Genomic DNA, 23,331 nt, shown 5'->3' on the forward strand with positions numbered 1-23,331 from the left:
AAAAGCGTAAATAGTATGACGGATTATTCATCATTGCGGTGTTGAAAATGTTTTTTTATGGCATCTCTGGCTGGCTGCGACAGGGAAATTCTGTCAGTCTGGCGGTTTTGTCTTAAGGCACAAAAGAGAGGGAATGATGAGTCAACAACCTGTGGTCGCGGTATTGGGATTGGGCGCGATGGGGCATGCGTTTGCCGCTAACCTGTTGAAAAAAGGCTTCACGGTGCGCGGCTGGAACCGCACGCGTGCCAAAGGCGAAGATCTGCTGGATGCAGGCATCACGCTGGCCGACAGCGCCGCGCAAGCGGTTGAAGACGCGGATGTGGTGATCGCCATGCTGGCCGACGGCGATACCACGCGTCAGGCACTGAACGACGCCAGCACCGCGCTCAAGCAGGGCGCGACAATTTGCCAGATGGGCACCATCGGCGTGGCCGCCACCGATCAACTGATCGCGGAATTCAAAAGCACGCGTCCGGACGTGGTGTTTATCGATGCACCGGTTTCCGGCACTAAAGCGCCAGCAGAGAATGCGCAAATCCTGGTGATGGCCAGCGGCGATCAGAGCAATGCGCAGGCCGCCGAGCAGGTGTTCGCCGCGATCGGTAAAGGCACGCAATGGCTGGGCGAGGCGGGTGCCAGTTCGCGCATGAAGCTGGTGGTGAATAGCTGGCTGATTGGTCTGATGCAGAGCCTGGCGGAAAGTACGCGTCTGGCGGAAGAGTTTGGTTTCAGCACCGACGATCTGTGGAAAGTGCTGGATGGCGGCCCGCTGGCGGCACCGTACGCCAAAATGAAACTTGGCATGATTGCCAGCGGCGATTTCACGCCGCAGATGCATCTGGTGTGGGCGCTGAAAGACGCCAAACTGGCGCTGGATGCGGCGGGCGATAGCAAACTGCCGGCGCTGGAAAACATTGTGGATGTCTGGCAGCAAGCGGTAGATGCCGGTTACGGCGAGCAGGATCTGGCGGCGGTTTATCAATATCTGAAACGCTAACATGAGTGCGCGGCTCAACTTCGACTTCGCCTATCGTCCGCTGGTGCCCTATGCGCACGATTATGCGCATGGCGACGCGGAGCCGTGGCATCACCACGCTTGCGCCCAGCTGATCCACACGCTGAGCGGCGTGGTGAAAGTGGAAACGCAGCACGGCAGCTGGATTGTGCCGCCGAGTCGCGGCGTCTGGCTGCCGGCGGGGACGCGTCACGCACTGCACATAGTTGGCGCGGTGGCCGCGCGCACGCTGTTTGTGGATCCGCTGGCGCGCGCCGATCTGCCCGCCAGTTGTCAGGTGGTGCAGATTTCGCCGCTGCTGCGTGAGTTGATTGTTAGCGCGCTGGCGCTGCCGGAGCAGTACGTTCCCGGCAGCCGCGCCGAGCGGATTTACGAGCTGATCCTCGATGAGATCCGCGTGATGGACGTGCTGCCGTTTGGTCTGCCGCTGCCGGAAAGCGAGCGGCTGCTGAGTTTGTGCCAGCAGATCCAGCAAGCGCCCGGGGAAAACTGGACGCTGGCCCGCGCGGCTACGCAACTCTGCGTGGCCGAACGCACGCTGGCGCGCCATTTTAGTCGCGAAACCGGGTTACAATTCAGCGACTGGGTGCGCCGCGCGCGACTGAGCGTGGCGTTAACCCGCTTAGCGCAGGGCGATAGCGTGCTGACGGTGGCGCTCGATCTCGGTTATGACAGCCCGAGCGCCTTCAGCGCGATGTTTCGCCGCGTGCTCGGCGTCACGCCAGCGAACTACTTTCCTGCGGCAGAAAAGCGTGCGCTGCGTTGAGCAGCGCCTGCAGTGAAGCGCGTGCCACATCGTTATCAATGCCCACGCCCCATGCGCGTTCACCGCGTGCATTAATGCAGCTGATGTAGGTCACCGAACGACTGTCGCTGCGTTTGCCCAGCGTGTGTTCGTGATAATCCTCAATGGTGATGATTACGTCATAGCGCTGACGCAGCGCGGCAACGGCGGCTGAGAGCAAGCCGTTGCCTTTACCTTCCAGCATCAACTGCTGCGCGCCCTGTTGCAGCCGCGCCTTGAGGCGCGTTTCGCCTTTATCGTCGCTGTGACTTTCCGCTTCCAGCAAACAACGCGCGGGCTGGGTTAAGCCGTAATGCTGGCAAAACAGCTGCCACAGCGCGTGATGGGTCATCTCCTGACCGTGCTGGTCAGTTTGCTGCTGCACCAGACGGCTGAAATCCTGCTGCAAGCCGCGCGGCAGTTGCAGACCGTGATTCTGCTCCAATAGCCAGGCGGCGCCGCCTTTACCCGATTGACTGTTAACGCGGATCACCGCTTCGTAGCTGCAGCCGATATCCAGCGGATCGAGCGGCAGATACGGCATCTGCCAGATTGCTTCTTCACGCTCAGCGCGGGCGGCAAAGCCTTTGCGTATTGCATCCTGATGCGAACCGGAGAAGGCGGTAAACACCAGTTCACCGGCATACGGATGACGCGGATGCACTGGCAGCTGGTTGCAGCGCGTCACCACTTCCAGCACCTGCTGGATATCGCTGAAATCGAGCTGCGGCGCGATGCCCTGAGTGTAGAGATTGAGCGCCAGCGTAACGATATCGACGTTGCCGGTGCGCTCGCCGTTGCCAAACAAACAGCCTTCCACGCGATCGGCACCCGCCAGCAGCGCCAGCTCGGCGCAGGCGATGCCGGTACCGCGATCGTTATGCGGATGCACGCTGATCGACACCTGCGATCGCTGGCTGAAGTAGCGACAGAAAACCTCAATCTGATCGGCATAGACGTTCGGCGTGTTCACTTCGACGGTCGCGGGCAGGTTGATGATCATCGGACGCGCCGGGCCCGGTTGCCAAATCGCCGCCACCGCTTCGCAAATCTCCAGCGCAAACTCCGGTTCGGTAAAGCAGAAGGTTTCTGGCGAATACTCGAAGGTCCACGCGGTATCCTTTTGCGCTTCGCAACGGGCGCGAATTTGACGCGCACCGGCGCAGGCCAGTTCGATAATCTCGGCTTTGCTCTGGCGGAACACGCGCTCGCGGAACAGCGGCGCGGTGGCGTTGTAGAGATGAATAATGGCGTTCGGCGCGCCACGCAGCGCGTCGAAGGTGCGATCAATCAGATCGCTGCGCGCCTGGGTCAACACCTGAATCGCCACATCGTCTGGAATGTGCTTCTGCTCAATCAGCAACCGTACAAAATCAAAATCGGTCTGCGATGCCGCCGGGAACGCCACCTCAATCTCTTTAAAGCCACAGCGCAGCAGCAGTTGCCAGAACTCCAGCTTGCGCGCGCTGTCCATCGGCGTCGCCAGCGCCTGATTGCCATCGCGTAAGTCGGTAGAGAGCCAGCGCGGTGCCTGCGTCAGCTGGCGCGAGGGCCACTGACGATCCGGTAAGTCGATGACCGGAAACGGACGGTATTTTGCAGCGGGTTGCGTGAGCATAACGATCTCCTTGTGATATGGCGTTCAGTCTCGCCCAGCATCGCGTGGCGCGGCTCGCGCATTGCTGACAATCATTCGCGCATAACTGACAACCGGGTTCAGACTCTTGCGCGCACACTCTGTAGCGGCGCGATTAATCGCGTATTTTTCAGGCGACACCGCGCTCCTCCCGACATTGCGCAATAAATTGCGCCGCTACGATAATTGCGGTGATTGCATGCATAGTCTTTATGCGCCACGCGGCATATCTCATGCGAAATCGGCATCGGTCATTTGGCACGCGCGGGTTAGGCTGGAGTTTTGCGCGATGGGATAAAACACAATGAAAAGAGCAGCTTTGGCACTATTGATCGTGGCAGCCAGCGGTGCGGCGACGGCAGAAACCGTGACGCTGCGCATTGCCGATCAAAAGGGAAATATGCACGCCGAAATGGAAGCGGCGCAGCAGTTGAACAACCTCAATTATAAAATCGAATGGGCCGAGTTCCCGGCGGCGGCACCGCTGGCGGAGGCGCTGAATGCCGGTGCGGTGGATGCCGGTATTATCGGCGATGCGCCGCTGTTGTTCTCGCTGGCGGCCGGTTCGCAGGTGAAAGCGGTGGCGGTGAGCAAATCGGTACCCGCAGGATTGGCGGTGCTGGTCAGCCCGGATTCGCCCATCAAAACCGTTGCTGAACTAAAGGGCAAAAACATCGCCACCGGACGTGGATCGATTGGTCACTTTGAGGCGCTCAAAGCGCTGGAGCAAGCGGGCGTCAGCGATAAAGAGGTCAACTGGCGCTTCTTAACGCCGGCGGATGCGCGCATCGCGCTGGCAAACGGTTCGGTGGATGCCTGGTCAACGTGGGATCCCTATACTGCGCTGGCGGAAGTGACCCATACCGGACGTGTGTTGGTTAACGGCGTCGGCCTGTCCAGCGGCAACAGCTTCCTCGCTGCCACCGACGCCGCGCTGAACGATGAAGCCAAACGCGCGGCGCTGCAGGATTACGTCAATCGCTTAGCCGCCGCCGATCGCTGGGCCAACAGCCATGTCGATGAGTACTCGACCACGCTGGCAAAAATCATCGGCTTCCCGAAAGAGGCCGCGGCGAAATCCTTCTCACGCCGCAAATCGCACTGGCAGGGCATTGATGATGCCACCATCGCTCAGCAGCAGGAGACCGCCGATTTCTACCAGAAATACGGTTTGATCCAGAAGCCTCTTGACGTGAAACCGACCTTCTATCACGGCTTAAAGGTTGCGCAGAACTAACCCTTTGTGCGCCCGCATTTGGCGAAACAGCAGCGCGCGCGTAGCATGGCGCCATGTTGTTTCGTCAAAGAACCCCTCATGTTGCTAAAAACCTTCGACGGTCATAACGACCTGCTTCTCAATCTGTGGCTGCATCATCGCGAGGATCCGGCGCAGGCCTTTTTTCACGGCATCGAAAAGGGCCATCTGGATTTTCCGCGCATGCAGCAGGGCGGTTTTGCCGGTGGGCTGTTCGCGATGTTCGTGCCGCCAGCGCGCTATGTCAAAGAGGTCGCGCCGCAGCGAGCGGAGGAAAATCTCGATCCACTGACGATTCTCTGGCAGCAACTCGACATCCTGAAAACGCTGGCGGCGCAATCTGACGGGCGGGCGCGGTTATGTCTTAACACCGCCGATATTGCCGCCTGTCGCGCTGACGGCGTGCTGGCGCTGGTGGCGCATATTGAGGGCGCGGACGGGTTTGATGGCGAGGGTGAAGCGCTTGATGCGTTTTACCTGGCGGGCGTGCGCAGCATCGGGCCGTTCTGGAATCTGCCCAATCGCTTTGGCGAAGGTGTCAGCGGATCATTCCCCAACTCACCGGACAGCGGGCCAGGTTTGACCGAACAAGGTGAGCAGCTGATCGCCGCTGCCAATCGCCATCGCATGCTGATCGATATGTCGCACATGAACGAGAAAGCCTTTTGGGACACCGCGCGCCTGTCAACCGCGCCACTGGTGGCGACGCACTCCAATGCGCACGCGCTCTGCGCGCAGCCACGCAATCTGACCGACGATCAGCTGCGCGCCATCCGCGACAGCGGCGGCGTGGTGGGCGTGAATTTTGGCAACGCTTTTCTGCGCAGCGACGGAAAACGCGACAGCGACACCGCATTGATCGAAATTGTTAAACATGTTGAGCACCTGATCGCGATAATGGGCCGCGATCATGTGGCGCTGGGCTCCGATTTTGATGGCATCAGCGTGCCTGAGGCGCTGAAAGACGTGAGCGGATTACCGCATCTTTATGCGTTGTTGCGTTCGTTCGACTACGATCAAACAGCACTTGAGCAGCTCGCATGGGGCAACTGGCAGCGCGTGTTGCAACAAATTTGGCAGGATTAGCACCATTCCCTTACCGAATCAGGGTTGATCTGCTCGCTACATTGGCGCAACATCTGCGCGCGTACGGATTGCGATGTGATCTAAGTCACAGCCGTAATCCTCTTCAGCAGAGATTTCTCTGCGTTTTTGTTTTATGAGGAAGACCATTATGTGGAAAAAACCTGCGTTTATTGACCTGCGTCTGGGCCTGGAAGTGACTCTGTACATCTCCAACCGCTAAGACTTCTGCCCGCCGTTCGTGCGGGCATTTTGTTTTCTCTCTTTGGTCAACGTTCATGTTTATTAAAGTCCTCGGTTCAGCGGCGGGCGGCGGCTTCCCGCAGTGGAACTGTAACTGCGCCAATTGCAGCGGCCTGCGCAACGGCAGCATTCAGGCGCAGGCGCGCACCCAATCTTCGATCATTGTCAGCGACAATGGTGAAGATTGGGTGCTGTGCAACGCTTCGCCGGACATCAGCCAGCAAATCGTCCACACGCCAGAACTGATCAAAAAGGGTGTGCTGCGCGGCACGGCGATTGGTAGCATCATTCTCACCGACAGCCAAATCGATCACACCACCGGCTTGCTGAGCCTGCGCGAAGGCTGTCCGCATCAGGTGTGGTGCACGCCGGAAGTACATGGCGATCTCACCAGCGGTTTCCCGATTTTCACCATGTTGCAGCACTGGAATGGCGGCTTGCAGCATCATGCATTAACGCCGCTGGAGCCGTTCCGCGTCGATGTCTGCCACCGTTTGCAGTTCACCGCGATTCCGATTCTCAGCAACGCGCCGCCGTATTCGCCGTATCGCGATCGCCCGCTGCCGGGCCACAACGTGGCGCTGTTCATTGAAAACACCGCCAACGGCCAAACGCTGCTCTACGCGCCGGGACTCGGCGAGCCGGATGCGGTGATCATGCCGTGGCTGCAAAAAGCCGATTGCCTGTTGATTGATGGCACGGTGTGGCAGGACGACGAGCTGCTCGCCACCGGCGTTGGCAAAAATACCGGCAAAGCGATGGGCCACTTAGCGCTGGCCGAAGAACAAGGTTTGATGGCGTTGCTGGCTGCGCTGCCGGCCAAACGCAAGATTTTGATTCACATTAACAACACCAATCCGATCCTTAATGAGCAATCGCCGCAGCGCGCCTATTTGACGCAGCAGGGCATTGAAGTGAGTTGGGATGGCATGGCGATTCATCTGCAGGAGTTTGCATCGTGATCATCACTGAAGCATTATCGCCCGCCGCGTTTGAGCAGGCGCTGCGCGATAAAGGCGCGTTCTACCACATTCATCACCCGTATCACATTGCCATGCACAATGGCGAGGCGACGCGCGAGCAGATTCAGGGCTGGGTGGCGAACCGCTTCTACTATCAAACCAATATTCCCCTAAAAGATGCGGCGATCATGGCGAATTGCCCGGACGCGGCGACGCGGCGTAAATGGGTGCAGCGCATCCTCGATCACGACGGCAGCAACGGTCACGAGGGCGGGATTGAAGCCTGGCTGCAGTTGGGTGAGGCGGTGGGGCTGGAACGTGACGTGTTGCTGTCAGAGAAGCTGGTGCTGCCGGGCGTGCGTTTTGCGGTGGACGCCTACGTGAACTTCGCGCGCCGTGCTAACTGGCAGGAAGCGGCCTGTAGCTCGCTCACCGAGCTGTTTGCGCCGCAGATTCATCAGTCGCGTCTCGACAGCTGGCCGCAGCACTATCCGTGGATCAAAGAGGAAGGCTATTTCTACTTCCGCAGCCGTTTGAGCCAGGCGAACCGCGATGTGGAGCATGGGCTGGCGCTGGCGCTTGAGGTGTTTACCCGCGCCGAACAGCAGAACCGCATGCTGGAGATCCTGCAGTTTAAACTCGATATTCTCTGGACCATGCTCGATGCCATGACCATGGCGTATGCGCTGCAACGTCCGCCTTATCATACGGTCACCGATCAGGTGTCCTGGCACAGCACAAGACTGGTATAACAACATGAAAGATAATGTGATTCCGGCTTTCCGTCGCGGCTACCGCATGCAGTGGGAAGCGGCGCAGGATAGCCATGTGGTGCTCTATCCGGAAGGCATGGCCAAATTGAACGAGACCGCCGTGGCGATCCTCGAACTGGTGGATGGCAAACAGGATGTGGCGGCGATCGTTGCCACGCTGGATGCGCGTTTTCCGGACGCGGGCGGTGTCGGCGACGACGTCAAAGAGTTCCTGCAATCCGCCATCGAACAAAAATGGATACAGTGTCGTGAACCCGAGTAAAAGCGTGACGCCACCGCTGTGGCTGCTGGCAGAACTGACCTATCGCTGCCCGCTGCAGTGTCCGTATTGCTCCAATCCGCTGGATTTTTCCCAGCAGGAGAAAGAGCTGACCACCGAACAGTGGATTGAGGTGTTTCGTCAGGCGCGCGCCATGGGCAGCGTGCAGCTCGGTTTTTCCGGCGGCGAACCGCTAACCCGTAAAGACCTGCCGGAGCTGATTCGCGCCGCGCGCGATCTCGGTTTCTACACCAACCTGATCACCTCCGGCATCGGCCTGACGGCGAAAAAACTCGATGCCTTTGCCGACGCCGGACTCGATCATATCCAGATCAGCTTCCAGGCCAGCGATGAAACGCTGAACGCGGCGCTGGCCGGGTCAAAAAAGGCTTTCCAGCAGAAGCTGGAGATGGCGAAAGCGGTGAAAGCGCACGGCTATCCGATGGTGCTGAATTTCGTGCTGCATCGCCACAATATCGACCAGATCGACAAGATCATCGATCTCTGTATCGAACTGGAAGCCGACGATGTCGAGCTGGCGACTTGCCAATTCTATGGCTGGGCGCAGCTCAATCGTGAAGGATTGCTGCCGACGCGCGAGCAGATCGCCAACGCCGAAGCGGTGGTGGCCGATTATCGTCAGCGCATGGGCGCCAGCGGCAATCTCACCAATCTGCTGTTCGTGACGCCGGATTACTATGAAGAGCGGCCGAAACCCTGCATGGGCGGATGGGGATCGATCTTCCTCAGCGTCACGCCTGACGGCACCGCGTTGCCGTGCCACAGCGCGCGTCAGCTGCCGGTTGCGTTCCCGTCGGTGCTGGAACGCACGCTGGACGATATCTGGTACAACTCGTTTGGTTTTAACCGCTATCGCGGCTTTGACTGGATGCCGGAACCCTGTCGCTCCTGCGATGAGAAAGATAAAGACTTTGGCGGCTGTCGCTGTCAGGCCTTTATGATGACCGGCGATGCCGATAACACCGATCCGGTGTGCAGCAAATCGCCGCATCACGGCAAGATCCTCGAAGCACGTCGCGAAGCCAACTGCAGCGACATCAAAATCCAGCAGCTGCAGTTCCGCAATCGCAGCAACTCCGAACTGATCTTTAAGCAGCGCGTTACCTGATGCACGCGCGCCAGCTCACGCTCACCAACGGCCTGCGCTGCCATCTTTATCATCAGCCCGACGCGCATGAGGCAGCGGCGCTGATGCGCGTGCAGGCCGGCAGTCTGGATGAAGCGGATCGCTGGCCGGGTTTGGCACATCTGCTGGAACATCTGCTGTTTTGCGGTAGCGAAGCTTTTCACGGCGACGATCGCCTGATGCCGTGGCTGCAGCAGCAGGGCGGCCAGGTGAACGCCACCACGCAGTTGAGCCGCAGCGCCTATTTCTTTCAGCTCCCAGCCGCAGCGTTGTCAGCGGGCGTGCAGCGGCTGTGCGATATGTTGGCGTCACCGTTGCTGACGGCGCAGGCCATTCAGCAGGAAGCGGCGGTGATTGAGGCTGAGTATCAACTGCTGCAAAACCATGCCGACACGCTGAGTGAAGCTGCCGTGCTGGATAAGTTGCCGGAACGTTTCCAGCGCTTCCGAGTCGGCAGTCGGCAGGCTTTTGGTGACAATGTCACGGCGTTGCAGTTCGCACTACGCGATTTCCATAGCCGCTTGTATTGCGCTGAAAACATGGAACTTTGGCTGCAAGGCCCGCAATCACTGAATGATCTCGAACAGCTGGCGGCACGCTACGGCGGCAGTTTGCTGGCGGGTGGAGAACGCGCTGCGGCTGTTAAAGCTACGCTGTTGCAAGACGATCGTTTACTGCTATCAGGCGGTGAAGAAAATTTCTGGCTGACGATGTTGGTGGCGGGCGATGAGCAGACCGTGCGTGACAATGTCACATTATTAAAAGCATTCTGGCAGGACGAAGCGCCCGGCAGCTTGCTGGCGCAGTTGCGCGCTGAGGCGTTATGCGAAACCTTTGACGCGCATTGGTTATGGCAAGATGAGCAACAAGCGTTATTGGCGCTGCGCTTTAGCGCCAGGCGCATTTCCCCGGCGCAGGCGCAACAGATTGAGCAACGCGTTTGGCAGCATCTGGCTGCGTTAACTGAATGTAATGCGCTTCAGCTGCAGCACTACGCACAGCTCGCGCAGCAGGATTTCGCGAGCTTGTCGCCGCTGGAACAGTTGCGCGGCCGGGCGTTGGGCTTCGCGACGGGTTGCGCGCTGCCAGACAATTTCACGGATTTTGCCGCAGCGTTGCCAGATTGTCCGCGCACGCGTCTGCTCACGCAGCAACAGATTGACGGCGCACCGCATCACACGCAGGGCTTTACCTTGCAACTGGCCGAGTGGCTGCCGCCGTCGTTGGCTGCGACCAAACCCGCAGCGTTTCACTTCTATCCTGCTTCAGCCGCTGTTCCGCTCCCTCGTCTCTCGCCCGTGGCGCAGCCGTTGCCGCTGATTGCACCGGTAAAACAGGTTGAAACGCTGCTGCTGCGTCCGGCGTTTTATCAGACCTTGAGTGAGGAAGACGCGCAGGCGCGGCAGTGCCAGTTACGCCCGTTGCTGGCGGAATTGCGCCACGCGGGTGGCAACGGCAGCTGGCAACAGACGCATGCCAGCTGGCAGCTGCTGCTCAATTTGCCTGCATCCGCCGATCGCGCGTTGTTTAGCGTGCATCAGGCATTACTGGCGCTGAACACGCCGATGCTGGCGCAACCCGCAGCGAATACCCCTTCGATTGTGATTCGTCAATTGCTCGCCGCGTTGCCCACTCGCTTGATCAAGCCATTACCCGCGCCACAATGGCTGGCGGCATGGTGCGGCACCAATACCGCATTAAGCCAGCGCGTGGCGCATCTGCTCAGCGATTTTACGCCGGATCTGGCGCGCGACACGCCGCCGGCACGACTGCAACACGGCATCGTGCCCATCGCCTGCGACGGGCGCGATCAGGCGCTGCTGCTGTTTATGCCGTTACCGCAGGCCGACGATGCCAGCCTGGCCGCTTTACGCGTGCTGGCGCTGATGCTGGAAACGCGCTTCTTCCAGCGGTTGCGCGTGGATCAGCAAATTGGCTATGTGGTGTCGGCGCGCTATCAGCGGGTGGCGGATGTGGATGGCTTGATGCTGGCGCTGCAATCACCGGATATCTCCTGGCGCGCGCTGCTGGGTCACTGCAAACGCTTTATGCGTGAGATGGTCTCCGAGATCGCGGCAATCTCGCCGCAAAAGCTGGCGGCATGGCAGGCAAGCTTAATGACGCAATGCGCAAGCAAAGACAATGGCGAGGCCGCACTCGAAACCCTGCGCCAGCAGCACGGCCTGGCCACTCTCAATCGCGCGGCTATTCAGGCACTGACGCTGCAGCAGCTTGAGCAACTGCATCAGCGTCTGCTGCGCGAACGGCATCGCTGGTTGATTTTGGTCAATCAAAGCTGAAAGATTCAACCGAAACGTACGTGAAATTATTCGTCATTACGTAGGGTCGCTATTTATGGTGACCGAGTGCGCATGAATGCGCACTCTACGTGCGATGCTACATCTCCCGCCAAAACTTCTTCTTACTGGTTTTACCAATCCCTGGATTACAGCTGTTGGTGGGATCAAGCTGTTTCCAATGCGCGACATGCTCACACGACGCCTGATAAAGGTGCCCGACATTGTGCTCAGCGGGATATTTCGCGCCGCGCTGTTCCAGATACCGTTTCACCTCTTCCTTAAACACTTTCGCGTCGTAGCCGGATTTCAGCACGTAATCCTGATGATTGACAAAGCAGAAGAAGTGCCCGCAACACGAATCAACCTGTACCTGCGCCGCCAGATGATCGGGCAGCGTCAAACGCCACGCGTCATCATTGCGACGCAGCGCCACGTCAAACGCCACCAGCCGTTCGTTGGGGTTATAGCCCAGCGCATCGCAGTAGGAAATGGTGCAGCCGCCCACGCCGAAACGCACCAAAAACGCATCTGTCGCTTCACGCGTATTGCAGCGGAAAAAGCCGCCTGGCTGCTCAGCAAAGAATTGCTGCAACAAGCGCTGTAATTCGGCGGTTTGCGGCGACTCCACTTTGATCATCAGATGATGTTGATATTCACTGCGGTAATCCATGATGCGCGGCGCGATAAAGCTCGGCGTCAGCTGGTTGAAGAATTGCAGCACCCGATCAACAAAATTGCGCGGCAGGAATTTCAGGTGGCTGACGTGCACATCCCATTTGGCTTTATTGGCCATCATCTGCGGAATGGCCTGCGGGCCCAGTTTGCGAATCGCCAGATACATATGCTTGGCATAGCGCACGGTTAAATCGAAGGCATTGCGATGGATATATTCCGCCTGCAGCGGCAGTTCGCTCATTTCGGTTAGCAGGAAACGGCGCAGCGCCACCAGCACGCTCTCATCGTTAGTGCCGATGTAGAAGGTGTCGCTGCCGGCGCTGGCTTCGAAGGTGGGCAAGCGTACAGCGAACACCACCACTTTACCGGCGCTGCCCGAGCTGTCGTGCAGGTAGCGCAGATCGCCATTGAAGCGTGCTGGGGAATCCGCGGTCACATCTCGTAAGCGGTCGGCGTAGTCATCAGCCCAGATTTTACCCTGCCAGTCGGCTTGCTCGCCGGTTTGATACTGCTGCTGCGTGAGATTTGCCAGCATCACTTCTGGCGTGTCGCCCAACTCGATGCCGAGGTGATTAACCATCTCCAGGCGACCATCCTCATGAATACGGGCGAACAGGGATTTTTCGGTAAACGCGGGGCCGCGCCGAATCAGCGAGCCGCCGGAATTATTACAGATCCCGCCGACCACCGACGCGCCGATGCAGGATGATCCAATCACCGAGTGCGGCTCTCGACCGAGCGGCTGTAAGGTGTGCTCCAGTTCGGTCAAGGTGGTGCCGGGGAAGGCGATCACCTGGCGCGCCTGATCGATCACCTGCACGCCTTTGAGCTGGCGGGTGCTGATGATCACGATATCGCGGTCGTAATCATTGCCGTCGGGCGTTGAGCCGCCGGTGACGCCGGTATTTGACGCCTGCATCAACACAATCACATCGTGCGCCACGCACACCTGCAGTGTTTGCCACAGCTGCAACAAGGTTTGCGGTAACGCCACCGCCAGCGCGTCACCGCGCCCGACGCGGAACCCCTTTATGTACCAGGCTTTATCATCCGCATGGGTTAATAACTGTTTGTCACCTACCACCGCGGCCAACTTACGCAACATATCCTTCTGCATGCTCATTTTCTCTTCTTTATTCTTTATCTGCCACGGTATTGGACAAGCGCAGCTGCACTGAGTCAATCATTCACTGGCCCTGACGCGTAAATAACGCACGGAATCATTATCCCTTTTTACTTTACGGAATAACCGGCAGGAACCGATAAAAATGCGCGGGAAATCACAAAATAGATCGAAATAAAAATCGCCAAGGGCGCGTTTATTTGGCTTGCTGATTTTACTGCGCAAAATAAATATAAACCTATGATTTTATTTGTTATTAAGGTTTTAAGGTGAAAAATGCCATGTGATTTATATCACAAAAATAAGCCTTTGTTGGATGCTGTCAATTATCTCACTCGGGAAATTCATCGCAAAAGTGTGACATTCGTTGCAAATAACAATGCGGTTAATCGGAAGAATGAATTCCAGACGCACAGCATAAAGGATGATGACAATGAGAATTGGCATGGTGATCAGCGGTGGCGATGTCACCGGGATTAATAACTTTGTGTATCAAATATCGCGCTTAACTCAAGCGGAAATGGTGTTATTTAATGGTGGTATTCCAGGTTTGCTGGAAAACAATCATCAGGAAATATCCCAACGTGATTTAGTGGATTACGCCATCGCCGCTATTCCGGTGATGCAATCGGGACGAACCAGCAGGAAATTAATTCGCCCGGAATATGAGATGATCGCCAAACACCTTAAATCGCTGCGCATCGATGTATTAATTATGGCGGGCGGAGATGGTTCATTACAATTCCTGCATACGCTGAGCGAATTTGGTGTCAACTGTTTTGGCGTCGGCATGACCATCGATAACGATGTCTTTGGCAGTGATTACAGCATCGGTTTCTCCACCGCCTGTGAGCAGGTGTTAAAAGAGGTGGCGAAGTTACGTAATACCGGCCGCGCCTTAACCGGTCGTGTATTTATGGTGGAGCTGCTGGGTGGTTATTGCGGTGAATTAACCTTGCAGTCAGCGATCAAATCCAATGCCGATTTCGCGCTGATACCGGAATGCCAGATTGCACCGCAGGAGCTGGCGGAGCGCATCACGCAGCGGCTGGCGGCGCAGAACAGCGTAATAATTTTGTGCTCAGAAGGCTACACCCGTGAATATTCACCGGGCTTTCAGGGTGCTATCGATACCTTAATTAAACAAATCGAACCGTTAATTGGTGTGCGTATTCGTAAAACGATTATCGGTTATGGCCTGCGTAATGGCGATCCTACCTGTGAAGAGATTTATCAGGGCACCATTATGGCCAGTGAAGTCGCGCGTTGTATTCAGTCGGGAATGCGCAATAAAGCGGTGATTATTAATGGCAGTAATCGACCGATTCCGATTGATTTAATAAGCATGAAAAAACGCCTGGTCGATACGGAAGGGCATCATTATAAACTCGCTAAACAACTGCAAATTCTGTGAGGAAATAGCCATGCTGAAAATATTATGTGTCTGTGGATGTGGTTTGGGTTCAAGCTTTGCGATTGAAATGAGCGCCAAGTCAGTATTAAAGAAACTCGAAATTGATGCTGATATTGATCACACCACCATTTCTGAAGCCAACGCCTTTAAATCCGACATGATTTTAACCCAGAAAGCCTTTGCTGATGTGTTAAATGCCGATGCCAGCCCGGAACAGATCAAGCGGGTGATTATTCTCAATAAGCTGACCGACAAAGCGGAAATTGAAGAGAAAATCGTGGCGTTTATGAAAGAACGTAACTTAAAGGTTGCTAATCATGAATAGTGTCATCGACTTCCTGGTAAAAGACTTATTGGGGCAGGCTTCGATACTGATCGCCTTTATTGCCCTGATTGGTCTGCTACTGCAAAAAAAATCGGCGGGCAAGGTGGTGGAAGGCACCTTTAAAACCCTGCTCGGTTTCTTAATTATGATGGCCGGTATCAACATTATTGTCGGTACGCTGACCTTCCTGAACACCATTTTCACCCACGGCTTTGGCATGCAGGGTTATATCACCGACGTTGCCGCCATTGCCGGGTTAGCAAACCGCGAGCTGGGTTCAGAAGTGGCGCTGACGCTGTTGGTGATCTTTATCGTCAACATCATCATTGCGCGTCTGACACCGTTCAAATACATCTTCCTTACCGGACAGGCGCTGCTGTGGATGGCGACCATCGGTGCGGTGATTGGCTATAAAGCGGGGCTGACAGGTTTACCTCTGATCCTTACCGGCGGCATTTTTGGCGGCATTATGGCGGTGGTGATGCCTGCGCTGGCCCAACCGGTGGTGCGCCGCATCACCGATTCTGACGACGTGGCGCTCGGGCACTTCTGCACCATTGGCTATCTGCTAACGGCGGCGGTGGCAAAGGTGGTGGGCAAAGGGTCACGCTCCACCGAAGATCTCAAACTGCCCGACAACTTTAAATTCCTGCAGGACACCTATCTGTCGATGGCGGTGGTGATGGTGCCGATGTACCTGATCCCTGCGGTCGCCGCCGGTCCGGAATTTATCGGCCAGTACAGCAACGGCATGAACTACCTGATGTACGCCTTTATGCAGTCGATTCAGTTCGTGTGCGGTGTGTTCGTGCTGTATAGCGGCGTGCGTCTGTTGCTGAACGAACTGGTGCCGGCTTTCCGTGGTATCGCCATGCGTCTGGTGCCGGATGCAAAACCGGCGCTCGACTGCCCGGTGATGTTCCCGTACGCCCCGAACGCGGTGATCGTCGGCTTCCTCGCCACCACGCTGGGTTCGGTGGTTGGCATGCTGGTGTTCCCGATGTTTGGTCTGGCGATGATTCTGCCAGGATTGCTGACTAACTTCTTTGCCGGTGGCACCGCAGGCGTGTTCGGTAATGCGCTCGGTGGGCGTCGCGGCGCAATGATCGGCGGTTTCGTGCACGGTCTGTTCATTACCTTCCTGCCGGCGATTCTGGTGCCGATGCTGGAAAGCTACGGTTTTACCGGCGTCACCTTCAGTGATTCGGATGTCATCAGTACCGGCCTGGTGCTCGGCCATGCATTCCAGAATAACTGGCTGTTCGTCGCGCTGTTTATCGCCTTTATTACTCTCATCGCCTGGTTTGTTAACGGAAAATCCACCAAGTCTAAATCCCATGAGGAAAAGCTCCATGAAACTTTATAACTTTACCGATCTGTTACAGGTGGCTAAAGAACGTGAATTTAAAGCGCTCGGTTCCTTTAATTTGCACTGCCTGGAAATGTTGCCCGCCTTTTTTAAAGCAGCGGAGAAAACGAATAGCCCATTAATGATTCAGATCTCAACCGGAACCGCCAAATATCTCGGACATAAATTATTGGTGGATGCGATTCGCTCATTGTCTGAAAGCCGTAACGTGCCGACCTGTTTGCACCTCGATCACTGTTCGGATTTGGACGCTATCCAAACCGCGCTGGATGCGGGCTTCAGTTCAATTATGTATGACGGTTCACATTTACCGATTGAAGAGAACATCGCCAATACGCGCCGTGTTATTGATATGGCGCGCCCGCTGGCGGTTTCGGTTGAGGCGGAATTGGGCGCGATTGGCGGTTCGGAAGATGGCAAAGAGGTGGAAATGAACGATGCGGCGTTTACCACCGTCGATGAAGCCAAACGCTTTGTCGATGAAACCGGCGTCGATATGCTGGCGATCTCCATCGGCACGGTGCACGGCTTGTACACCGGTAAAGCCCATATTCAGCATCAGCGCCTCGCGGAAATTACCGATGCCACTAAAACGCCGCTGGTGCTGCACGGCGGTACCGGCGTCAGCGATGAAGATATGCGTCTTGCAGTGCGCAGCGGGATTGAGAAAGTCAACGTTGGCACCGAGATGAATGTGCAGTGGGTTGCAAACTGCAAGCAGACGTTTGAAAAGGGCAAGGTCAACGACAGCGTGCGTAATTTCCTTGTGCCGGCCAACGATGCCGTTACCAATGTGCTGGTAGAAAAGATTCAACTGTTCCGCTAATTCCGACTTACTCATGACGTAACAACCTGAGGTGCCCGGCGCCATTCGGGGCAGGAGATGCTATGTTTGGATTCTTGAAAAAGGGCTCTGATAATAAGAGCCAGGATTCACAGGAAATAGATCTTCAGGCTGAAACCATCAGCGGGAAAATAAGCGAACTGGAACAACAGTTGGCTAGTAATCCGCAGGCGGCAGACACGCAAAAACAATTAATGCTGGAATATAATCGTGCATTAAATATCTTTGCCAAAAGTCGACACTATCGTCAGGAAATTGATCCGTTGTTTGTCAAAATTGATGAACTGCGTAACACCATTCGCAAATCGTTTTAAGGAGGCAGTATGAGTATTAAACAGCTGCTGCAGGAGGCAAGTGCGATTCAGGTGGGGATCAGCGCCAGGGATTGGCGCGAAGTGATCGCGCTGGCGGCGCTGCCGCTGGTGAATGGCGGTTACATCAAAGCCAGTTACCCGGAAGCGGTGATCGCTAACACGCTGGAGCATGGCGCCTATTACGTGTTTGAGGAGGGCATCGCCATTCCCCATGCGCGGCCGGAGGCCGGCGTGCTGAAAGATTGTTTCAGCATGATTGTGCTGGATGAGCCGATCTCATTCGACGGCAGTGACAAAGCCGACATCGTGATTATGTTCGGTGCGCGTGACAGTAACGCCCACATTGAAGAGGGCATCCGCGCGATTGTTACGCTGCTGGAGGATGAGGAGACGCTGGTGCGACTGCGAAAGGCCAGCAGTGCCGCGGAGGTGATAGAAATCCTATGACAACCGACACAGAAGAGAAAATTGTCGTGCTGGTGAATGGCATTCCGGCTTCCGGCAAAAGCACGCTAACGCGCGCGCTGGCCGAGCATTTCGGCTTTCCGGTGCTGACGCTGGATAGCCTGAAAGAGCCTTTTATGGCCAGCTTTGCGCCGGTGGATCGCCTGCGCAATCGCCAGTTAGGTTGTGCGGCGTATCAGGCGATCTGGCAAGTGGTGGCGCAAGCGCCGACGCGTTGTATCTATGTCATCGATGCCTGGTTTGGCTTCCAGCCGAAAGAGGTGCTGCAGCAGGGATTGCAGCAGGCGGGCGTGACGCGGGTGCTGGAGCTGTGGCTGGCGATCACGCCGGATGAGGCGGTAGCGCGTTATCAGGCTCGTTTAACCGATCGCATGCCGGGACATCCGGGCGCGGAGTATCTGCCAGAACTGCGCAAGTTAGCAGAAACCGCCCAACCGATGGCGCTGGGTCCGGTGTTGCAGCTTAACGCACGCAATCCGGATCAGGCGGCAGCCTGCGCCTGGTTACAGCGTCAACTGCGGCTGCCGATCAGCGCTCAACCGGCTTTATCGGCCTCGGGCTAAATAATGTCGGCAGCAGGCTGAACGCACATCAGCCCTGTGGCCGACAGCACCATCGCATGATTCGTCAATGCATCTTCTCCTGTCTGAACCAGGCTTTGTGATTACGCTCACAGAGGAAAGCACGATGAATATCGATTTACACGGAAAAACAGCCTTAGTTACCGCATCAACTGGCGGTATCGGTTTTGCCATTGCACAAGGTCTGGCAGCCAGCGGGGCGGAAGTGGTGCTGAACGGGCGCAGTGAAGCCTCGGTGAGTCGTGCGCGCGAGAAGCTCAACGGATTAGTGGCGGGCGCCAAAATTCACACCTTTATCGCCGATCTCGGCAGTGCCCAGGGCGTAAAGCAACTGCTTAACGGCTTGCCGCCAATTGATATTCTGGTGAATAACGCCGGGATTTACGGTCCGCAGGATTTTTATGAAGTGGATGACGACACCTGGGACGCCTATTGGCAAACCAACGTGATGTCCGGCGTGCGCCTGTCACGGGCTTTATTGCCGGAGATGGTGCAGCGTGGTTGGGGCCGCGTGGTGTTTATCTCCTCGGAATCAGCCTTGAACATTCCCGCCGATATGCTGCATTACGGCGTGAGTAAAACGGCGCAGCTATCGCTGGCGCGCGGTCTGGCAAAAGTGGTGGCGGGCAGCGGCGTGACGGTAAACAGCGTGTTGCCCGGCCCAACGCTCTCTGATGGCTTTGCCGCGATGATGGAAGATGAGGTGAAGCGCACCGGTAAGCCGCTGGAAGAGCTGGCGAAAGAGTTTGTGATGGCGCAGCGGCCAGGTTCGGTGATCCAACGCGCCGCCACGGTGGAAGAGGTGGCGAATATGGTGGTGTATGTTTGCTCGCAACAGGCGTCGGCGACGTCCGGTGCCGCGCTGCGCGTCGATGGTGGCGTGGTGGATGATATTGTTTAACGCCGTATAACGATAAAATATTGATGGACGCAATCATCGTAGCGGCGCCATAGATTGCGTCGTGTTTAGATGGATAATATGCCTTCGTTTAGATGCGCGATAAATCGCGCCGCTACGATGCCGGATCTGCGTTGAGCACCACAAAGACAAAAGTTTACACAGCAAAGCTTGGTGTTTCTGCTGCAGATGCTTAAAATACCCGCACTTTTCTCTGAGGCTGCGGCATGACGATATCGCTATCACGCGCAAAATGGATTCTGGCACTGGTTTGTCTGGTGCTGGCGTTTTGTCTCGTCCAGCGCAGCTTCAATTTGCCTTCCGCACCTTTAGCGCAGGTCAGCGCGTCCGCGCACACCAACAGCAGTGATGATGCCAGCGGCAGCGAAAAACCCTGTGCGCTGAGCGCAAAATCGCTGAGTGCCGCCGCGCCAATCCTTGATACCGCATTGCCTTTCCTGCTGTTGCTGCTGGCACTGATCGCCACCTTCACACAAACCACCACTTGCGTCGGCTATCGCCGCGCACCGCTGTTTCCACCTCTGCGACGGCGGCATCTGACCTTTTGCGTCTTCCGGGAATAACACCTGCGCGTTACATCGCGTAAACCCTGTTATTCACTGGAGAATTCACATGACTGTATTGATCAGGAGCCTGCTGCTCCTGCTGGCGAGCTGCGCGATCACTGCGCAGGCGGCAGATACTGGCTGGCTGCGCAATGCGCAAAACAGCCACGCCGAAGTGCGCTTGCGCAGCGCCAGCCACAACGATAATCAGCAACTGCTGCTGGATATTCGCCTGCAACCCGGCTGGAAAACCTACTGGCGCACGCCAGGCGAAGGCGGCGTTGCGCCGGAAATCCGCTGGCAAACCCCGGCGGTCAAGGCGCAATGGTTCTGGCCCGCGCCCGAGCGTTTTGACGTCAGCGGCTTGACCACGCAAGGCTATAAAGGCGATATCACGCTGCCGATCGCGCTGGCGAAACTGTCGAGCCAGCAACTTGCGGGAACGCTGACGCTCTCAACCTGTAGCGATGTTTGCATCCTCACCGACTTCCCGATCAGCCTCGATCTGACCCAGCCCGCAGACGCCGATTTTGCCCGCGATTTCGCCGAGGCGATGGGGCGCATCCCGGCGGCTAGCGGCTTAACCGATCAACTCCACGCCAGCTTTGTAAATGGCGAATTGCAGATCCGCGCACAGCGTCAGGGCGGCTGGCAACAACCTGAACTGTTCTTCGATTATCCGCCGGGCAGCATGCTGGCGGCACCGACGATCCGTGTGAATGGCGACACGCTCAGCGCGCGCGTAGCGGTCACCGATGAATGGGGCGAAGCGGCACCGGATCTGCGCGGCAAAACGCTGTCGCTGGTAGTTGCGGATGCTGGCATTGCGCAGCAAAGCGCGATAAATATCGGCGCGGAAACGCTGGTGTCCGGCGATGCGGCGCAAACCTTATGGTCGGTGTTGCTGCTGGCGCTGCTCGGCGGCTTGATCCTCAACCTGATGCCGTGTGTGTTGCCGGTGCTGGCGATCAAGCTCAGCAGCCTGGTGCAGCAGCAAGGGCAAACGCAGCGTCAGACGCGCCAGCAGTTTCTCGCCTCTAGCGCTGGAATCATTTTCTCCTTCCTGCTATTGGCGCTGCTGATGACGGGACTGCGACTCAGCGGTCAGGCGCTGGGCTGGGGCATTCAGTTCCAGAGCAGCGGCTTCCTGCTGGTGATGGTGCTGGTGATGTTCCTGTTTAGCGCCAGCCTGTTTGATCTGCTGCATTTCCGCTTGCCGTCGGGTTTGAATACCAAACTGGCGACGCAGGGCGGCGACGGCTTGCTCGGCCACTTCGGCCAGGGCGCGTTTGCCACCTTGCTGGCCACGCCGTGCAGCGCGCCGTTTCTCGGTACGGCGGTGGCTTATGCGCTGACGGCACCGCTGCCGCAGCTATGGCTGCTGTTTGTCGCGCTCGGCGTCGGCATGAGTTTGCCATGGTTGCTGGTGGCGGCGTTACCGGGCATGGCGCGCTGCCTGCCGCGTCCGGGGCGCTGGATGCTGCATCTGCGCAGCGTGCTCGGCCTGTTGATGCTGCTCGCCACCTTCTGGCTGGTGACTTTGCTGGTGCCGCATTGGGGCAGCACCTTCGCGCTGATGATGGCGGGCGTGTTACTCGTGGTGTTGTGTGGCTGGCTGGTGAAACGTCGCGCGCTGCAGCAGGCGGGCGTGGTGTTTATCACCCTGACGCTGGCCGGAGCGCTGTTCCTGATGACGCGTATCTCGCCGGAAGAGGAGGCGCTGCACTGGCAGCCGTTGACCGAAGCGGCGATCCATCAGGCACTTGAGCAGGATAAACGGGTGTTTGTCGATGTCACCGCCGACTGGTGCATCACCTGTAAAGTGAATAAATCTCGCGTCCTGAATCAGCCCGATGTGCGTGCTGCGCTCAAAGCCGATGATGTGGTACTGCTGCGCGGCGACTGGACGCAGCCCGATCCCGCCATTGGTGAATTCCTGCGCCGCCGCGACCGCGTGGCGATCCCTTTTAACCAAATTTATGGCCCTGCACTGCCGCAAGGCCAGATTTTGTCACCGCTGCTGAGTCGTGAAGCGGTGATCTCCACTCTCTCTGAGGCGAAAAAATAATGAAGAAATCCCTGTTACTGCCACTGATGTTCCTTGCCATGCCTGCACTGGCGGCCGCGCCTTTTACGCCTGAGCAGGAAGCGCGCATCAAAGAACTGATCCGTGAAACCCTGGTGCAGAATCCGTCGATTCTGGCGGAAGCCGCTGATGCCTTTGATAAAGAAGCAGCGCAACAGCAGCAAAACGTAGTGGCGCAGATGGTGAAGAAAAACCACGATGCGCTGTTCAACGACGCCGGTTCACCGCGCATTGGCGCTGAAAAACCGGCGCTGACGCTGGTCTACTTCACCGATTACAACTGCGTGTTCTGTAAGAAGTTTGAAGCCGATATCGAAAAACTGATTAAGGCTTATCCGCAGGTGGCGGTGGTGATTAAACCGCTGCCGTACCGTGCTGAAACCTCTCTCACCTCGGCGCGTCTGGCGCTCACCGTGTGGGAGCAACAGCCGAAAAACTTCCTAAAGCTGCATGAGCGTTTGATGGCGAAAAAGGGCAATCACGATAACGCCAGCATCGACGCGGCGCTGGAGAAAACCGGCATCAAGCTGAAAGAGCCAAGCAAAGTGAGCCTCGATACCATCAACAGCAACCTGACGCTGGCGCAGCAGCTCGGCGTTCAGGGCACGCCAGCCACGCTGGTGGGCGACCAGATGATCAGCGGCGCGGTGCCATATGAGCAGCTGGAAGCGGCAGTGAAAGGCGCGCTGCAGGCGAAGCAATGAGTCGATTAAAGCGCTGGCTTCGTGAGGCACTGCTGCTGGTGCTGATTGTCGCGGCTGCGCTGTGGGGCATGGATTGGCTGCGGGCACCGCAGCTGCCTGCCGACCTGGCGCAACAATCGCTGACCTCGCTGCAAGGCGAGGTGAATCTGGCGGAACTCAGCCAGCATCGGCCACTGCTGGTGTACGTCTGGGCAACCTGGTGTGGCGTGTGCAAACTCACCACGCCAACCGTGGCGGCGATGAGTCAGGAAGGTGACAAGGTGGTGAGCGTGGCGCTGCGTTCCGGCAGTGACGCGCGCGTGGCAACCTGGCTGGAGAAGAAAGGGCTGCAAGGCGTGGCGATCAATGATGAGAGCGGGGCGATCGGCCAGCGCTGGGATATCAACGCCACGCCGACCTTTATCGTGCTGCATCAGGGCAAAGTCATCAGCACCAGCAGCGGCTGGACCAGCGGTTGGGGGCTGAAACTGCGACTTTGGTGGGCTTCCCGCTAATCGTTCTGGCGGC

General features: G+C 57.2%; 24 protein-coding genes. 22 read left to right on the forward strand and 2 right to left on the reverse strand.

Going from position 1 to position 23,331, the window contains the following annotated elements; translation table 11 throughout:
* The first annotated feature begins 136 nt into the window (after nt 1–136).
* Together PO881_RS08990 and PO881_RS08995 are read left to right on the forward strand one after the other, a co-directional pair.
* Entirely contained in the window at nt 137–1,000 is an 864-nt protein-coding gene (locus tag PO881_RS08990; protein WP_280172886.1) for an NAD(P)-dependent oxidoreductase, read from the forward strand.
* Nucleotide 1,001: 1 nt separating this feature from the next.
* On the forward strand, nt 1,002–1,784 hold the full coding sequence (locus PO881_RS08995; protein WP_101764486.1) for a helix-turn-helix transcriptional regulator: 783 nt from the start codon (nt 1,002–1,004) through the stop codon (nt 1,782–1,784).
* Here the strand turns inward: PO881_RS08995 and leuA are convergent.
* Complete coding sequence (gene leuA / locus PO881_RS09000) at nt 1,735–3,420, reverse strand: 2-isopropylmalate synthase (RefSeq protein WP_280172783.1); 1,686 nt, start codon at nt 3,418–3,420, stop codon at nt 1,735–1,737. The genes PO881_RS08995 and leuA overlap by 50 nt on opposite strands.
* Nucleotides 3,421–3,742: 322 nt before the next feature.
* Here leuA and PO881_RS09005 point away from each other — a divergent pair, with 322 nt between their 5' ends.
* From PO881_RS09005 to pqqF, 8 genes are all read left to right on the forward strand, one after another.
* The gene (locus PO881_RS09005; protein ID WP_280172784.1) at nt 3,743–4,675 is read left to right on the forward strand and encodes an ABC transporter substrate-binding protein; all 933 of its coding nucleotides are present in this window, start codon (nt 3,743–3,745) and stop codon (nt 4,673–4,675) included.
* A gap of 78 nt (nt 4,676–4,753) precedes the next feature.
* On the forward strand, nt 4,754–5,779 hold the full coding sequence (locus PO881_RS09010; RefSeq protein ID WP_280172785.1) for a dipeptidase: 1,026 nt from the start codon (nt 4,754–4,756) through the stop codon (nt 5,777–5,779).
* Nucleotides 5,780–5,927: 148 nt separating this feature from the next.
* Nucleotides 5,928–5,999: a pyrroloquinoline quinone precursor peptide PqqA gene (gene pqqA / locus PO881_RS09015; protein WP_002905689.1), complete on the forward strand. Its 72-nt coding sequence runs from the start codon at nt 5,928–5,930 to the stop codon at nt 5,997–5,999.
* A 55-nt stretch (nt 6,000–6,054) separates the two neighbouring features.
* The gene (gene pqqB, locus PO881_RS09020) at nt 6,055–6,981 is read left to right on the forward strand and encodes a pyrroloquinoline quinone biosynthesis protein PqqB (protein ID WP_280172786.1); all 927 of its coding nucleotides are present in this window, start codon (nt 6,055–6,057) and stop codon (nt 6,979–6,981) included.
* Entirely contained in the window at nt 6,978–7,733 is a 756-nt protein-coding gene (gene pqqC, locus PO881_RS09025) for a pyrroloquinoline-quinone synthase PqqC (protein WP_101764483.1), read from the forward strand. The genes pqqB and pqqC overlap by 4 nt, the downstream gene beginning before the upstream one ends.
* Before the next feature lie 4 nt (nt 7,734–7,737).
* Nucleotides 7,738–8,016 (forward strand): pyrroloquinoline quinone biosynthesis peptide chaperone PqqD, encoded by a 279-nt coding sequence (gene pqqD, locus PO881_RS09030; RefSeq protein WP_061720121.1) that lies wholly within the window; start codon nt 7,738–7,740, stop codon nt 8,014–8,016.
* Nucleotides 8,003–9,142: a pyrroloquinoline quinone biosynthesis protein PqqE gene (gene pqqE / locus PO881_RS09035; RefSeq protein ID WP_280172787.1), complete on the forward strand. Its 1,140-nt coding sequence runs from the start codon at nt 8,003–8,005 to the stop codon at nt 9,140–9,142. The genes pqqD and pqqE overlap by 14 nt, the downstream gene beginning before the upstream one ends.
* Complete coding sequence (gene pqqF / locus PO881_RS09040; protein ID WP_280172788.1) at nt 9,142–11,460, forward strand: pyrroloquinoline quinone biosynthesis protein PqqF; 2,319 nt, start codon at nt 9,142–9,144, stop codon at nt 11,458–11,460. Before pqqE ends, pqqF begins: the two co-directional genes overlap by 1 nt.
* Before the next feature lie 97 nt (nt 11,461–11,557).
* Here the strand turns inward: pqqF and dld are convergent, their stop codons facing one another.
* The gene (gene dld / locus PO881_RS09045) at nt 11,558–13,258 is read right to left on the reverse strand and encodes a D-lactate dehydrogenase (RefSeq protein WP_280172789.1); all 1,701 of its coding nucleotides are present in this window, start codon (nt 13,256–13,258) and stop codon (nt 11,558–11,560) included.
* A 433-nt stretch (nt 13,259–13,691) separates the two neighbouring features.
* Here dld and PO881_RS09050 point away from each other — a divergent pair, with 433 nt between their 5' ends.
* The 12 genes from PO881_RS09050 (at nt 13,692) to PO881_RS09105 (ending at nt 23,318) form a co-directional block, all read left to right on the forward strand.
* Nucleotides 13,692–14,672, forward strand: coding sequence for a 6-phosphofructokinase (locus PO881_RS09050; RefSeq protein ID WP_101764479.1), 981 nt, complete (start codon nt 13,692–13,694; stop codon nt 14,670–14,672).
* 10 nt (nt 14,673–14,682) lie between these two features.
* On the forward strand, nt 14,683–14,997 hold the full coding sequence (locus PO881_RS09055; RefSeq protein ID WP_008110086.1) for a PTS sugar transporter subunit IIB: 315 nt from the start codon (nt 14,683–14,685) through the stop codon (nt 14,995–14,997).
* Nucleotides 14,990–16,363: a PTS sugar transporter subunit IIC gene (locus PO881_RS09060; protein ID WP_008110085.1), complete on the forward strand. Its 1,374-nt coding sequence runs from the start codon at nt 14,990–14,992 to the stop codon at nt 16,361–16,363. Before PO881_RS09055 ends, PO881_RS09060 begins: the two co-directional genes overlap by 8 nt.
* Nucleotides 16,350–17,192 carry a class II fructose-bisphosphate aldolase gene (locus PO881_RS09065; protein WP_101764478.1) on the forward strand — a complete coding sequence of 281 codons (843 nt, stop codon included), beginning with the start codon at nt 16,350–16,352 and terminating at the stop codon, nt 17,190–17,192. The genes PO881_RS09060 and PO881_RS09065 overlap by 14 nt, the downstream gene beginning before the upstream one ends.
* A gap of 62 nt (nt 17,193–17,254) precedes the next feature.
* Nucleotides 17,255–17,524 carry a hypothetical protein gene (locus tag PO881_RS09070; protein WP_277974825.1) on the forward strand — a complete coding sequence of 90 codons (270 nt, stop codon included), beginning with the start codon at nt 17,255–17,257 and terminating at the stop codon, nt 17,522–17,524.
* 9 nt (nt 17,525–17,533) lie between these two features.
* Nucleotides 17,534–17,971 (forward strand): PTS sugar transporter subunit IIA, encoded by a 438-nt coding sequence (locus tag PO881_RS09075; RefSeq protein WP_101764476.1) that lies wholly within the window; start codon nt 17,534–17,536, stop codon nt 17,969–17,971.
* Nucleotides 17,968–18,552, forward strand: a complete 585-nt coding sequence (locus tag PO881_RS09080) for a glucokinase (RefSeq protein ID WP_101764475.1) — start codon at nt 17,968–17,970, stop codon at nt 18,550–18,552. The genes PO881_RS09075 and PO881_RS09080 overlap by 4 nt, the downstream gene beginning before the upstream one ends.
* 124 nt (nt 18,553–18,676) lie before the next feature.
* The gene (locus PO881_RS09085; RefSeq protein ID WP_277974826.1) at nt 18,677–19,471 is read left to right on the forward strand and encodes an SDR family oxidoreductase; all 795 of its coding nucleotides are present in this window, start codon (nt 18,677–18,679) and stop codon (nt 19,469–19,471) included.
* Between the two features lie 224 nt (nt 19,472–19,695).
* On the forward strand, nt 19,696–20,052 hold the full coding sequence (locus tag PO881_RS09090) for a hypothetical protein (protein WP_101764474.1): 357 nt from the start codon (nt 19,696–19,698) through the stop codon (nt 20,050–20,052).
* A gap of 49 nt (nt 20,053–20,101) precedes the next feature.
* The gene (locus tag PO881_RS09095; protein WP_280172790.1) at nt 20,102–22,102 is read left to right on the forward strand and encodes a protein-disulfide reductase DsbD domain-containing protein; all 2,001 of its coding nucleotides are present in this window, start codon (nt 20,102–20,104) and stop codon (nt 22,100–22,102) included.
* Nucleotides 22,102–22,824, forward strand: a complete 723-nt coding sequence (locus PO881_RS09100; RefSeq protein ID WP_110866094.1) for a DsbA family protein — start codon at nt 22,102–22,104, stop codon at nt 22,822–22,824. Before PO881_RS09095 ends, PO881_RS09100 begins: the two co-directional genes overlap by 1 nt.
* Nucleotides 22,821–23,318 (forward strand): protein disulfide oxidoreductase, encoded by a 498-nt coding sequence (locus PO881_RS09105; protein WP_280172791.1) that lies wholly within the window; start codon nt 22,821–22,823, stop codon nt 23,316–23,318. The genes PO881_RS09100 and PO881_RS09105 overlap by 4 nt, the downstream gene beginning before the upstream one ends.
* The last annotated feature ends 13 nt before the right edge of the window (nt 23,319–23,331 follow it).

This window comes from Pantoea sp. SS70 (assembly GCF_029866845.1).
Classification (GTDB): Bacteria; Pseudomonadota; Gammaproteobacteria; order Enterobacterales; family Enterobacteriaceae; genus Pantoea; species Pantoea leporis.